The 12115-nt window shown below is 71.0% G+C and carries 7 protein-coding genes; 2 read left to right on the top strand and 5 right to left on the bottom strand.

The annotated features are described in order from the left end of the window. On the top strand, positions 1-1554 hold the full coding sequence (locus MM440_RS08530; RefSeq protein WP_241443873.1) for a glycosyltransferase family 39 protein: 1554 nt from the start codon (positions 1-3) through the stop codon (positions 1552-1554). A gap of 21 nt (positions 1555-1575) precedes the next feature. Here MM440_RS08530 and pulA read toward each other — a convergent pair whose 3' ends face one another. After that, positions 1576-7377 (bottom strand): pullulanase-type alpha-1,6-glucosidase, encoded by a 5802-nt coding sequence (pulA, locus tag MM440_RS08525; protein WP_338155623.1) that lies wholly within the window; start codon positions 7375-7377, stop codon positions 1576-1578. Positions 7378-7718: 341 nt separating this feature from the next. Then, positions 7719-8978 carry an IS256 family transposase gene (locus MM440_RS08520; protein WP_241441527.1) on the bottom strand — a complete coding sequence of 420 codons (1260 nt, stop codon included), beginning with the start codon at positions 8976-8978 and terminating at the stop codon, positions 7719-7721. A gap of 211 nt (positions 8979-9189) precedes the next feature. Here MM440_RS08520 and MM440_RS08515 point away from each other — a divergent pair, with 211 nt between their 5' ends. Next, on the top strand, positions 9190-9411 hold the full coding sequence (locus MM440_RS08515; RefSeq protein WP_241443872.1) for a hypothetical protein: 222 nt from the start codon (positions 9190-9192) through the stop codon (positions 9409-9411). Positions 9412-9439: 28 nt separating this feature from the next. On the opposite strand, the gene truA is transcribed toward MM440_RS08515, so the two are convergent. The 3 genes from truA to rplQ all read right to left on the bottom strand — a co-directional run bounded on the left by truA (position 9440) and on the right by rplQ (position 12060). Next, positions 9440-10273, bottom strand: a complete 834-nt coding sequence (truA, locus tag MM440_RS08510) for a tRNA pseudouridine(38-40) synthase TruA (protein ID WP_241443871.1) — start codon at positions 10271-10273, stop codon at positions 9440-9442. A gap of 57 nt (positions 10274-10330) precedes the next feature. Further along, the gene (locus MM440_RS08505) at positions 10331-11200 is read right to left on the bottom strand and encodes a serine hydrolase (RefSeq protein ID WP_241443870.1); all 870 of its coding nucleotides are present in this window, start codon (positions 11198-11200) and stop codon (positions 10331-10333) included. Positions 11201-11319: 119 nt separating this feature from the next. Then, positions 11320-12060 carry a 50S ribosomal protein L17, sunset domain variant gene (gene rplQ / locus MM440_RS08500; RefSeq protein ID WP_241443869.1) on the bottom strand — a complete coding sequence of 247 codons (741 nt, stop codon included), beginning with the start codon at positions 12058-12060 and terminating at the stop codon, positions 11320-11322. Positions 12061-12115: the final 55 nt, after the last annotated feature.

Here is a 12115-nt window from a genome sequence, read left to right as displayed (position 1 = left end):
GTGGCACCCCTCCCCTCACCGCCGGCGCCCTGGGTGTCGCGCCGCACCGTGCTGGCCGTCCTGCTGGTGATTCCTCCACTCGTGCTGGCGATGCTCGCGCTGCCCGTGGTCTACGGGGTGCCGCTGTGGCGTGACGAGTACGCCACCTGGATCTTCAGCGGCCTGTCGCTGCGCCAGCTGTGGACCGCGACCGGTCACGTCGACCGGGTGTTCCTGCCGTACTACGCGTTCACCGACGTGCTGCGGACCCTCGGTGCGTCGCAGAGCGGTCTGCGGCTGGTGTCCCTGCTGGCGAGCATGGGCACCGTCACCCTCGTGCAGCTGATGGGCCGGCGCCTGTGGAACGCCATGGCCGGCTTCATCGCCGCGCTGGTGATCGCCACCAACCCGACCTTCGTGCTGACCGCTGCCGGGGCGCGCTCCTACGCCCTGTCCACGCTGTTCATGACCATCGCCGCGTGGGTGATCATCGTGCGTCCGCGGCACCTGTCGCTGCGGGTCCGCTGGTGGATCTACCTGGTCTGCATCACCCTCGCCCTGCACATGCACCTGTTCTCCGGGCTGGCGATCGCGCCGCACCTGATCTGGATGGCGCTGCGCGTCCGGTCGAGGTTCTGGCACGTGGCGCTCGCGTGGGTCCTCGCCGGCCTGGCGGCGATGCCGCTCTTCGTCGTCTCGCGGGGCCAGGCGAGCCAGGTGTCCTGGATCGCCGAACCCACCTGGATGTCGACCGTCGCGCAGACCGCGTGGGCCACCGGCGGCGACCTCAAGACGGTCGGCGTGACGAGCACGCTGCTCGTCTCGGCCTGCGCCGCCCTCGGCGCCTGGCTGAGCATCCGCCGTCGTCGCGTCGACCCGACCTGGTTGATCGCCCTGCTGCTGTGGCTCGGGCCGGTCGTCGGCCTGACGCTCGTGTCGCTGCTGTCCTCGCCGGTGTCGCTGTGGCGCTACTACCTCTCGACCGCCGTCGGCGCCGGCCTGCTCGTCGGCTACGGCGCGAGCGCCGTGCGCCATCTGATCTGGCCGCGCCGGCACCCCGACGTCGGCAACGCCACGATCGTCGCGCTCCTCGTGGCCGCCGTCGCGGCGTGTTGCGTGCCACCGCTGCTCGTCGGACGGCCGAGCACCACCACCGTCGAGGGGCACCCCGTGGTGGACCAGGCCCTGACCCGGACGCTGCGGGCCGGTGACCAGGTGGTCGTGCACCAGGGCTACTCCGAGACCGGCTACGTCGCATCCTTCGCCGACCAGCTCCACGACTCCGCCTGGACCCGCGACGCCACCGCCGCCCTGGTCGGCGGGCAGCCGAGCGACGTCGTGCGCCGGGTCACCGCCGTCGACCCGGCCCACGCCTCGCTGGCCACCGTCGCGTCCTCCGCGACCGACCCGCGGGCCAGCGGCCGGGTCGTCCACCTGGCGCTGTACTCCGGGCCCGAGTCGGCCCTCACCAGAGCGAGTTTCACCGGCTGCCGCCCGACGCCCGAGGCGCAGCCACCCAACGGGAGCTACGGCCAGACGGTGGTGCAGGTCTACACCTGCACCACCGAGTTCTGACGCGCCCTGGCCACCCCGCGGCTACCGCTGGACCAGCACCGAGACCGTCCACGCCGGCACGGTGGCGGTGCCGCTCGCCGCGTCCCACGTGGTCGTCTTGACGATCGGGTCGACGCCGCCGGCCTGGACGGGTGACAACGTCAGCGCCTTCCCGGCGAGCCCCGGCACCTGCTGCTTGACCGCCGTGGGGGTGGCGTTGAAGACCACGACCAGACCGGACAGCTGCGGGTCGACGGGCCGGCCGACCGTGTCGTCGAGCCGCATGACCAGCACACCCGGGTGGGCCGCCGGCGTCCCCGAGGCGGGGAACGTCAGCTTGGCCTTGATCTGGTCGGCAGAGCCGAGCCGGAACAGCGCCGACGAGTAGCGCAGCCGCAGCAGCTCCTGCGCCAGCTGCGTCGCGTGCTGCACGTCCGCCGCGCCCGGCTTCAGTGCACTGTTGGCGAGCAGCGGCTTCATGAACGGCCACTTCGCCGAGTTCGAGGCGGCGGGCGGCAGCCCGTGGCCGAACCCGTTGTCCGCGCCCGTCCAGTCCAGCGTGTTGAACCAGTCACCGCTGTTGTAGCTGTCGCGGTCCAGGCTCTTGGAGCGCAGCAGGTCGGCGCCCGCGTGCCAGAAGCTCGGCGACTGCGACAGCGCCGTGGTCGCGAGCGCGAGCGTGTTGGCCCGCACCCGGTCGCTCATCGACGTCGCCGTCGGCAGCTTGTAGGTGAGCGCGTCGAAGAGCGTCTCGTTGTCGTGCGCGTCGACGTAGTTGATGACCTCGTCCGGCTGGTCGGCGAAGCCGGCGACCGCCCCGTTGTAGGGGGTGGTGGCGCCGGTCAGGGCCTTGCCCGCCGTCCCGGTCCAGGCGAAGGTCTTGAGGTTGCCGGCCAGGCCGAGCGCGAGCAGGTCGGTGTCGCTCTTCAGCCTGGTCGCCGCCTCGGCGTTGATGGCCGCACCGTTCGGGGACGTCAGCTCACCGGTCGCGAAGCCCTGCCGGCGCGGGTCGTCGTCGAACGGACCACCGCCGCGCACCGCGTCACGGATGCGGTCGTTGAAGCTCGCGATGTGCGTGCCGCCGAGCTGGCCCTGGGTGGCCTGGACGAAGAGCGCGTTGTCGGCCACCTCGCCGAAGTTCCAGCCCTCGCCGTAGAGGAAGACCCGCTTGCCGTCCACGCCGTCCTTGACCGGGGTCAGCGCGTCGAGCGCCGCCCGCACCTTGAGCATGGTCGACCGGCTGTGGTGCCCCATCAGGTCGAAGCGGAAGCCGTCCACCTTGTAGTCCCGGGCCCACACCACGACGGCGTCGACCATGGCCTTCTCTGCGAGCGCGTGCTCGGTCGCGACGTTCTGGCAGCAGGTCGAGGTGTAGACCGCGCCCTGAGCGTCGAGCCGCTGGTAGTAGCCGGGCACGATCTTGTCGAGCACCGACTTGTCCGCCTGCCCCGAGGCGGGCGTGTGGTTGAACACCTGGTCCAGCACGACCTGCAGGCCGTCGCGGTGCAGCGCTCCCACCATGGTGCGGAACTCCGCCACCCGCGCCCCGCCGTCGGCTGCCGCCGCGGTCGAGGTGTAGGACCCCTCGGGTGCCATCCAGTGCCACGGGTCGTAGCCCCAGTTGTAGCCGTCCTGGTCGGCGACCGCCGCGACGCACTTCTGCTGCCCCTCGCCGGCCGGCCCCATCGACCGCAGGTCGCACGCGGGCGACTTCTGCTTGGCCGGGTTCTCGGGGATCGACGCGATGTCGAAGGTCGGCAGCAGGTGCACGGTCGTCAGGCCCGCCTTGGCGAGCGCCTGCAGGTGCTTGGTGCCGTTGCCGGCGTCGGCGAACGCGAGGTAGGAGCCCCGGTGCTCGGCCGGCACGGTGGTGTCCCCGATCGAGAAGTCACGCACGTGCAGCTCGTAGATCGACTGGTCGACCTGCTGGCGCACGACCGGTTGCGGGGTCGAGCGCCACATCGCGGGGGCGAACGCCCGGTCCGAGAGGTCGATGGCGACGGACCGGGTCGAGTCGAGCGTGAGCGCGACCGAGTAGGGATCGGTCACGAGGTTGCGCACGACCTTCTTCGCGGTCGGTGCGTAGACACCGACCTGGTAGAGGTAGCGCATCCCACCGGCCCGGGGGACCGTGACGGACCACGACCCGTCGGAGGCCCGCTGCATGGCACGGGTCGTCCCGGAGGCGACCGGCGCGTCGGCGGCCGAGCCCGCCGGCCAGGTCACCAGCGACACGTCCTGGGCGGTCGGGGCCCAGACCCGGAAGGTGAACGCCCCGGAGCGGCTCGGCACCGCACCGAAGCTGGCCTTCACCGCCGAGCGGGCATACAGGTCGTCGAGCACCAACGGCACCTGGACGCCGGTCGCGTCCAGCACCCGCCCGGTGGCGTCGTAGAGGCCGACCGCCACCTGGCCCCGCAGGATCGTCTCGGCGTTGCGGGCCGCGGACCCGCTGAGCTGCAGCGCCAGATAGCCCTTGAGCTCCGGGTGGGCGGCCACGACGGACGCCGGCAGACCCGCCGGGTCGTACCGCAGGCCAGCCTGCTGCGAGCCGGGTGCGGTGATCGACTCCGCGTCGACCGCCAGGCCGCCGCCGGCGGCCCAGTGCAGCCGCCAGCGCAGCAGCGCCGGGGAGGTGCCGGCCGGGACGGCCGAGGCCGGCCAGGCGATGGTGTCGCGGTCCACCCAGATGGCCTTCGCCTTCGCGAGGTCAGGGGCGGACCCGGCCTTGGAGGTCTTCACTGTCACCTGGTGGGTCGCGAGCGTGTAGGACAGGGTAACCACCGTACCGGCGGAGGGGACGCTCAGGCTGATGTTGTCGCCCTTCAACGTCCCACCGGCGCCGTAGTTCTCGTCCCAGGTGAGCCCGTGCGCGATCTTGAACTCGTAGCTGCCTGCCGGGATCTGGGCCGAGGACCAGGTGTAGACCCCGTCACCGTCCGGATCCTGCAGCCACGGCTTCATGCAGTCGGGCATCCAGTCGCCGCCACACCCCAGAGCGTTCTGGTAAGAGCCGGGAGCGGTGATGATCGGCCCTTGCGCGGTGCTCGTCACGTAGTGGGTGGCGTGGTCGTAGTAGAACGTCACCGGCCCACCCGGAGCCGTGTAGGTGATGTTGCCACCGCCTGCCGCACCACCGGCACCGTAGTTCTCGTCCCACGACTTGTTGATCGCGGCCTTGTAGGAGTACTCCCCCGCCGGGAGCGTGGCGTAGGTGCCCTTCCAGATCTGGTCCTTGGGGTCGAGCGCCAGCTGCGCCTGGGCGCAGTCCGGGGCCCAGTCGGCGGCACACCCCATCTCGCTGTTGTGCGCGCCAGGCACCGAGACGGCGTCGGGCTGGGTGACCGGGCCGACGCTGCCGGGGCCGGTCGGCGCCGCAGCGGCATCCCCGACGATGCCGTAGGAGGACGACGCGGTCACCCGTCCCCGCAGGTCCTTGGCCACGGCGCGGTACTCGACCAGCGTGCCCTTGGCCATCCCCGACACGTCCGCGAACACGCGGTAGGGCGCGTTGTCGTCGGTGCCGAGCGGGGTCCACGCCGACGTCCCGACGGGCCGGTAGGCGAAGCTCACCTCGGCGAACGTCCCGGCCGGGATCGCCGCACCGATCTCGGCGCGGCCACCCACCACGCCACCGGCGCTGGGCGAGGTCAGGTAGACCGGGGAGGCGGCGCCACCACCGGAGCCGCGGATGGAGCTACGGGACTTCCAGACCGACAGCCCGAGACCCGGCACGGACACGGTCACGCGACCGTCCTTGCCCGAGCGCAGCGTCGACGTGGAGCCGTAGAGCGGCGTGAACCCACCGTTGCGCAGGTAGGTCGAGAAGCTGGCGCCCGCCGTGGTGGCTGCGGTGTTCAGCGCGACGACGTACTCGGTGCCGGTCGCCTTGTCGATCCGGGAGAAGGCGTAGATGCCCGCCTGGTCCGACGCGAAGCGGTGCACCTGGGCACCGTCGGCGAGCGCCGGGTTCGCACTGCGCAGCGCCGACAGCGCCGCGACCTGCCGGTAGAGGACCGAGCTGGTGTCGTAGCGGTCCTTGGCGCCGGCGCCGAGGACGTTGGCCTCGGTGGCGTACTGCGCGACCTTCGTGGCGAACATGTCCTGCCGCGCGTCCTTGTCACCGCCGGCGCCGGCGAAGCCCTGCTCGTCGCCGTAGTAGACGACCGGCTGACCGCGGGTGGTGAACATCAGCGCGTTGGCCAGCTCGAGGCGCTTGAGCAGGTCCGAGCCGGTGTAGCCGGCCTTGGACAGCATCATCGCGACCCGGCCCATGTCGTGGTTGCCGAGGAAGGTCGGCAGCTCGTAGGCGTTGGAGTCGGTGTCGGTGTACCAGTCGTCGGAGGCGAAGAAGTCGCGCAGGCCGGTCGTCGCCTTGCCCTGCACCGCACCCAGCGCGGCCCCCTGGAAGCCGAAGTCCAGGGTCGCCTGCAGCTTGCCGGCCGTGGTGTAGGTCGACATGACCTTCGGGTCACCGTCGTAGACCTCGCCGAACATGAAGAAGTCCTTGTTGCCGCGGGATCGCGCGTGCTCCAGCACGCTCGGCGCCCACTGCTGCCAGAACTCGAGGTTCACGTGCTTGACCGTGTCGATGCGGAAGCCGTCGATGCCGAAGTCGACCCACGACTTGTAGATGTCACCCATCCCCTTGACGACCTCGGGGCGCTCGGTGAACAGGTCGTCCAGACCCGCGAAGTCGCCGTAGGTCGAGGACTCGCCGGCGTAGGTCGAGTCGCCGCGGTTGTGGTACATCGTCGGGTCGTTGAGCCAGGCCGGGACCTTGACGGTGCGGTCCGCCTCGGTCCGGAAGACCGGCGGGTAGGGGAACGACGTCGCGGCGCTCAGGGGCGGGAACGTCTTGTTGATGTAGTCGCGGTCGTCGAAGGGGGTGCCGCTCGCGTCCTTGTAGGGGACGGTCGCCTTCGAGACGTAGTCGTACTTCTTCGCGCTGTTGTCGAGCACGTCGGCCGTGTGGTTGGTGATGATGTCGAAGAAGACCTTCATCCCCTTGGCGTGCGCCGCGGCGACGAGCGCCTTCATGTCCGCGTTCGTGCCGAGGTGCGGGTCGATCTGGGTGAAGTCGGTGATCCAGTAGCCGTGGTAGCCGGCGCTCGCGTCGGCTCCGGTCCCCTGCACCGGGCGATTCTTGAACGACGGCGTCAGCCAGATCGCCGACATGCCAAGACCCTTGATGTAGTCCAGCCGCTGGGTCAGGCCCTTGAGGTCGCCACCGTGGTAGAAGCCCTTGTCGGTCGGGTCGAAGCCCGTCTCGAGGCGGCCACCGGTGAGCCCGCCGGTGTCGTTGGCGCGGTCCCCGTTGGCGAACCGGTCGGCCATCACGAAGTAGAACCGCTCGCGGGTCAGCGGCGGGCGCAGGCTGTCGGTCGCGAGCGCCTGGTCGGCCTTGGTCGCCGCGCCGGCGAGCGTCGTCGGCGTCATGCCGATCTGGTGGGTGCTGTCGTCGTAGCTGAAGGACACCGCCGCCGGCCCCTTGAGCACGAGCGGGATGTTGGCCCCGCCCTTGGCGCCCCCCGCACCGTAGGCCTCGTCGGTCGAGCCGTTGACCGCCACCTTGATCTCCCAGGATCCCGCAGGCACCGTGAAGGTGCGCGCGTAGGTGCTCGGCCCGGTCTTGGTGAGCGCCGTCGCGGTGCAGGCCGGGTCCCAGTCCTTGGTGCAGCCGAGCTCGGACTGCAGCGACCCGTAGAGCGTGACGATGCGGTCGGGCGCGGGGTCCGCCGCGGCGGCGGTCGACGCGGTGGGGACGGTCAGCCCCATCACGGCGAGGGCGGCGCCGGTGAGAGCAGCCAGCAACCGACGAGATGAGCGAGCAGGTGAACTCACGAGGACTCCTAAGGCCAGAGCGGCTCACCAGGAGCCGGCACCAGATACCCCACGTCTCTGTGAGGCGCCTCGGAGCCTATGTCCCACCACTGACATACCGCTACCCGGGGGATCTACCTCACGCTCGGTCGGGAAGGTTTCCACCTCCACTGACGCGATGTCACCCGACGGCTCGAAGCCGAGGACCGGATGGTGTACATGCCCGCCGGGCGTCGGCGTACGTTGGATCGATTGGACGAGCTCTCGTGGGACGGGGTTGTCATGAACGCAACGGGCAGAGCGGTCCGGGGGCGGTCAAGTCCCGGGTAGTGGTGTAGCGGTGGGTGTTCCTTCGTTGGGGGTCAGGCTGTGAGGGCGGGCAGGTTGTCGCCTCCGATCTCGGGGCCGGTGTCGGTGTCGGTGTCGGTGATGAGGTTGATGCGGCAGCGGGCGAGGACGTCGAGGCCGAGGTAGCGGCGTCCTTCGGCCCATTCATCGGTTTGCTCGGCCAGGACGGCTCCGATCAGGCGCACGATCGCTGCCCTGTTGGGGAAGATCCCCACGCTGTCGGTGCGGCGGCGGATCTCGCGGTTGAGGCGTTCGGCGGGGTTGTTCGACCAGATCTGGTTCCACACGTCTTTGGGGAAGGCGGTGAAGGCGAGGATGTCCGCGCGGGCGGCGTCGAGGTGCTCGTGGACCTCGGGCAGCTTCCCGTCGACGTAGTCCAGCAGCCGGTCGAACTGCGCCTGGACGGCGTCCTTGCCGGGCTGGTCGTACACGCTGTGCAGCATCGCTTTCACGGCCGGCCACATACTCTTCGGGGTCACCGACATCAGGTTCGCGGCATAGTGGGTGCGGCAGCGTTGCCAGGTCGCGCCGGGCAGGTTCGCCGCGATGGCCTCGACCAGGCCTTGGTGGGCGTCGGAGGTCACCAAGCGGACGCCGGTCAGGCCGCGGGCGGTCAGGTCGGCGAAGAACTCGTTCCACGCCGGCCCGGTTTCACTGGTCGCGATGCGGAGCCCGAGGACTTCGCGGTGCCCGTCGGCGTTGACACCGACCGCGATCAGCGCGACGGCGTTGACCACGCGTCCGCCTTCGCGGACCTTCATCGTCAGCGCGTCCGCGGACACGAACGTGAACGGCCCTGCGTCGGCCAGGGGCCGGTGGCGGAAGTCCTCGACGATCTGGTCCAGATCACTCGCCATCCGTGACACTTGGGACTTGGACAGCGAGTCGATCCCCAACGTCTTGACGAGCTTGTCCATGCGGCGGGTGGACACTCCGGCGAGGTAGCAGTCGGCGACGACGGTGATCAGCGCGGACTCTGCCCGCTTGCGGCGCTCGAGGAGCCACTCCGGGAAGTAGGTGCCTTGCCGCAGCTTCGGGATCGCGACATCCACGGTCCCGACGCGGGTATCGAGGTCGCGGTGGCGGTAGCCGTTGCGTTGCGCCGTCCGCGAGGCGCTGGGTTGGCCGTACTCGGCCCCGACCACCGCGTCGGCGTCCGCGGACAGCAACGCGTTGATCATGGTCTGCAGCAGGCTGCGCATCAGGTCCGGCGATGCTTCGGACAGGGCTTCACTCAGCAGGCCGGCAGGGTCGACAATGTGTGGTGCGGTCATCGTGATGACTCCGTTCGAGGATTCTGTGGAAGGTTGACTCGAAGGATCACGCGGTGGCCGCACCCACGTCCACTACCGGGACGAGGACAGCGACCGCGCTACACCACTATCGGGGACTCAACTCCGGGGGCGCGCGGCTCAGGGGCCTGGAAGACATGACCGGACGTGGACGACGGACCCGCCCTGGCTGTTGCTGGCCAAGGTCTGGTTCGTGGCCGCCATGGTCTACGCGGCGTACGAGATCCTCGTGTCGAGGCTCGGGGTGCCCACGTGGTGGGAGGCCATCCAGGTGTCGACCTGGCTGCTGATCGGCTATGTGGGCCTGCGGCGCTGGCCGCGAGCTCACGTGGTGCAGGCGGTGTTCCTGCTGCTCGCGCCGTTGATCTTCATCCCGATCCTGCAGTACGGCTACACGCTCCCGTCAGAGGCCTGAGCCACGCCGGGCCAGCACGCACCCGCACCTACCCCAGCGTGCGCACGGCCCGGGCCTCCTCGGCCCGCAGCGCCAGCTCGTCGTCGGGCGGGTACTCGACCTCCTCCAGGCACAGCCCGTGCGCCGGCATGACGACGACGCCGGGGTCGCGCCGACCAGCCGTCATCACCTCGAGGGGCCAGCTCACCGGCTTGCGCCCCTCCCCCACGGGCACCACCGCGCCGACGAGCGCGCGCACCATGGAGTGGCAGAACGCGTCGGCGCGCACGGTGCCGACGATCGTGCCGTCGGCGTCCCGCTCCCAGCGGTGGTCGAGCAGCGTGCGGATCGTGGTCGCCCCCTCGCGCCGCTTGCAGAACGCCGCGAAGTCGCCGAGCCCGAGCAGCTGCTGGGCCGCCTCGTCCATGGCGGCCACGTCCAGCGGCCGCTTCACCACCACGGTGTCGCGGCGGCGCAGCGGGTCCAGCCGGGCGCGGTCGTCGCAGATCCGATAGCGGTAGCGGCGCGACAGCGCCGAGAAGCGCGCGTCGAAGCCGGGTGGTGCTTCCTGCACCGAGCGCACCACCAGGTCGGGCGGCAGGACACCGCCGAGGCGGGTCAGGGCCGCGTCCAGCGGGTCGCGTGCGGACCGGCCCGGGAGGGCTACGAGCAGGTCGTCGGCGACGTCGAGGTGACACACGGCGCCGCGGGCGTGCACGCCGGCGTCGGTGCGGCCCGCGACGGTGAGACTGACCGGCTCCGCGGCCCGCAGGATCGTCGTAAAGGCGGCGCCGAGCTCGCCCTCGACGGTGCGCAGCCCCGGCTGCGCCGCCCACCCGTGGAAGTCCGTGCCGTCATAGCCGAAGTCGACCCGCAGACGCATCCCGTCAGCCTACTGTCCGCGAGCGCCGGTGCCGTCGGACCCGCGGCGGGCGTGAGCTCACCGCAGCGGCTGTGCCAGCGACCCGTAGACCGCGCGCGAGACCGCGTCGACCCGCGCCACTCCGCTGCCCATCGACCCGTTGCGCGTGCTGAGGATGGCGAGCGAGTAGTCCCGACCGTGGCCCCGCACGTGCCCGACGGAGTTGACCCGCCAGCTGCCGTCGGGCGCCAGCGGCACCCACCCGTTCTTCAGCCACGCGGTCGTCGCCGCATCGGTGTCGACGATGCCCACGCCCCAGCGCTGCGAGCCGGTCACCTGACGCATGAGCTCCAGCAGGTACGCCCGGTCCGAGGAGCGCAGCGCACCGGTGCCGTAGCGCAGGCCCCGCACGAGGGCTACCTGATCAGTGGCGCAGGTCCGGGTGCGCCCCCAGCTGCTCGGTGCGGCAGCGCGCGAGGTCGCACCCATCCCGAACGCGGCCGCGGTCGAGCGGATCGCGGCAAAACCCCCCGCATACCTGTAGAGCGCGTGGGCGGCAGCGTTGTCGCTCACGACGATCGCGCGTCGGGCCCACGACTGCTGCGTGCCGTCGAGGAAGGCGCCGCGCGAGCGCGCCCGTCGTATGGCGGCCGCCACGATGAGGACCTTGACGATGGAGCCGCACTCGTTCGTCCAGCCGCCGTTGAACGAGTAGGTGGCGCCGGTGCGGGCGTCGACCAGGGCGAGCCCGGTCGAGGACGTGCGGGAGCCGATCGCACCCCGCACCGCGCGGTCGAGCTGGCTGCGGACCGTCAGCCCCGCCGCGCTCGCCGGCCCGGCCCCCGCGACGAGGGCGCCACCGAGCAGCACGACCGCACCGCTCAGCACCGCACGCCGCTCGACCTGCCCCGCCTCAGAAACAGTTTCAGACACACCGTCAACCGTCATGCGCACAGCGTCCTCTCAGGTCGAGGGGTCGGCAAGCGGAAGCGCTCGACGCCGAAGCCCCGACCCTCCAGGTGGAGGGACGGGGCTGCGGATGACAGCTCGGAGAGCGAGCGAGGCGATCAGGCCTTCGCGTCGTCCTCGGAGTCCTCGGCGTCGGCGGACTCGGCGGAGTCCGTGGACGCATCGCCGGGGGCGGTGAAGCCCGCGGCCTCGGCGGCAGCGGCGTCCTTGAACCACACCTCGGCGACGGTCTGGTCGTACCAGCGCGAGTCGGTGTCGTGGTACCTCATCGAGTCCTTGTTGCCCTTGACCGGGAAACCCTCGGGGGCGGAGCCGTCCTCGAGCGGGGCGTGCGAGTCAGGACCGAACCCACCGTCGGTGGTCTCGACCGAGTCCTCGGCCGGCGCCGCAGCGGTGGCCTCGGCGTCGGCGACGACCGCAGCGTCCTTGGCGGCGCGCTGGGTGGCGGCCTCGGCCTCGCGGACGGTGGCCTTCTTGGCGATCGGCTCGCGGACGAGCTCGATCACCGCCATCGGCGCGTTGTCGCCCTTGCGGGCCCCGATCTTGGTGATGCGGGTGTAGCCGCCCTGACGGTCGGCCATGTCCGGCGCGATCTCGACGAACAGGCGGTGCACGACGCCCTTGTCCCGGACGACGGTGAGCACCCGACGACGGGCGTGCAGGTCACCGCGCTTGGCGAAGGTGATCAGACGCTCGGCCAGGGGACGCAGCCGCTTGGCCTTGGCCTGGGTCGTCGTGATCTTGTCGTTGGCGAACAGCTGGGTCGCCAGGTTGGCGAGGATCAGCCGCTCGTGGGCCGGACCTCCGCCGAGCCGCGGACCCTTGGTGGGGGTAGGCATGTTGTCTCCTTGTTCTTCGACCGTCCGCTGCCGCGGCACTGGTCACTTCTAGTAC

It is taken from the genome of Arsenicicoccus piscis (assembly GCF_022568835.1).
GTDB classification, from domain to species: domain Bacteria; phylum Actinomycetota; class Actinomycetes; order Actinomycetales; family Dermatophilaceae; genus Arsenicicoccus; species Arsenicicoccus piscis.
This window is presented reverse-complemented; position numbering and strand designations above follow the sequence as displayed.